The sequence below is a fragment of the Geobacillus proteiniphilus genome, from assembly GCF_001908025.1.
Taxonomy (GTDB): domain Bacteria; phylum Bacillota; class Bacilli; order Bacillales; family Anoxybacillaceae; genus Geobacillus; species Geobacillus proteiniphilus.
Genome location: NZ_MQMG01000116.1, coordinates 1 through 1,439, shown reverse-complemented (window position 1 = coordinate 1,439; position 1,439 = coordinate 1). Strand labels below are relative to the sequence as shown.

Below are 1,439 nucleotides of genomic sequence, written 5' to 3'. Positions count from 1 at the left end.
CAAAGAAGGCCTTTCCCTCCGAGCCTTCCACGCCGATACGACGGACAAGACCGTTTACGGCGCGTATGAATCGGCCTCGTTAGAGGCCTTACAAATCACACATGGCTACAACCGCCATCATCGTTGGCAAAAACAGATCGGTTTCGGACTGGTCGGCAACGAGGACGGCATCCCGTTTTACGGCGATGTGCACGATGGCAACCTGCCCGATAAAACATGGAATCCCGAGGTGCTGTCTCGTGTCCATGAACAGCTGAAGCAGGCCAAAATCGAAGACGAATGGATTTACGTGGCCGATTCCGCCGCGATGACGAAAGAGACCCTGGCGCAAACCAAAGCGGCCAACGCCTTTTTGATCACCAGAGGCCCTTCGTCGCTCCGGATCGTGAAAACCGCGCTGGCCGAAGCGGATGCTGAGGACACGACGTGGAGCGATCCCTTTACGTTGGCGGAGAGAAACGGCGCCACGTACCGGGTATGGGAAACGGCCTCGACGTATGAAGGCCACCCCGTTCGGCTGATCGTTGTTGAATCGAGCGCGCTCGACCAGCGAAAAGGAAAGACGCTTGAAAAAGAACGAACCAAAGAAGCGGAGCTTCTTCGCGAGGAACAAGCCCGTTGGGAGCGTCACCCCTTCTCCTGCCGGGAAGATGCCGAACAAGCCTTGGCGTCCCTCAAGGCGTCCCTTCGCCCCCGGTTTCATCGGGTTGAGGCCGCGGTCGAAGAGATCGTACGCCTGAAAAAACGGCGCGGACGGCCGAAAAAAGGGGCGGAACCCGAGGTGGAGACGCTGTATTTCTTGCACCTTGACGTCGAATTCGACCAAGACGCGTGGGAACAGGCGAGACGGAAAGCGTCCCGGTTTGTCCTTGTCACGACCGTTCCGAAGGAATGGAAGGGCCAACCCATGGATGCCCAAGAGATCTTGAAGCTGTATAAAGGGCAGATCTCGGTGGAAATGAACTTCGCTTTTTTGAAAGATCCGTTTTTCACGGATGAGATTTACGTCAAAAAACCAGAACGGGTCGCAGTATTAGGCTATTTGTTTCTGTTGGCCTTGGCTATTTACCGCGTTTTTCAGCGCCGAGTGCGTCAGTTTATTACTCCAGAACACCCGTTGAAGGGTCCTGGAGGCCGCAAGCTGACCCGGCCGACGGGACAGGCGATTTTTCAGCTGTTTCAATATGTGAACGTCGTCCTGTTCAAGCTGCCGGATGGGCGCATCCAACGCTCACTGGATCGCTCCCTTACCCCTGATCAGCGAAGGATTCTGCAGGGATTGGGCATGGATGAGAGCATCTACGTGTAACGTGATACGGAACGACCAGCGATGGTAAAAAAAGGATTGCCATCGCTCGTTGTGTTGGTCAAAAAGTTATTCTGAAAAACTAAATAAAAAATCCTTTGTTTTGACCTTGTTAGGGTGCGAAATGTGAGTT

At 54.1% G+C, this 1,439-nt stretch carries 1 protein-coding gene; it reads left to right on the top strand.

Going from position 1 to position 1,439, the window contains the following annotated elements; genetic code table 11:
- Window positions 1-1,309 (top strand): IS1634 family transposase (locus BRO54_RS18765; protein ID WP_139268099.1); only part of this gene is annotated, 1,309 nt, incomplete at its 5' end.
- Between the last annotated feature and the right edge of the window lie 130 nt (window positions 1,310-1,439).